This window comes from Halomonas sp. AOP43-A1-21 (genome assembly GCF_052376775.1).
GTDB classification, from domain to species: Bacteria; Pseudomonadota; Gammaproteobacteria; order Pseudomonadales; family Halomonadaceae; genus Vreelandella; species Vreelandella colorata.
On sequence record NZ_JBQSWC010000118.1, the window covers coordinates 1 to 258 of the forward strand.

At 46.9% G+C, this 258-nt stretch carries 1 tRNA gene; it reads right to left on the reverse strand.

From position 1 onward, the window contains the following. Nucleotides 1-102: 102 nt before the first annotated feature. Nucleotides 103-179, reverse strand: a tRNA-Ile gene (locus tag ACT3R7_RS20805). Nucleotides 180-258: the final 79 nt, after the last annotated feature.

Sequence of the window (258 nt, forward strand, 5' to 3'; positions counted from 1 at the left end):
TTTAGACACTTACCTCTCGGAATTTTATTCATCACAAGGCATTTTATGGCGAAGCATAGCCTGCTATGCGAGTCATAAAATAACGCAGCGATGGATAAAATTTGGTGGGTCTGGGCAGACTTGAACTGCCGACCTCACCCTTATCAGGGGTGCGCTCTAACCAACTGAGCTACAGACCCAAGAGGGGATCGTGCTTAAACCGTTTGCTCTATGATCTGATCAGGTAATTCATTGTGAGCGCTTACCGCGAGGGATGAT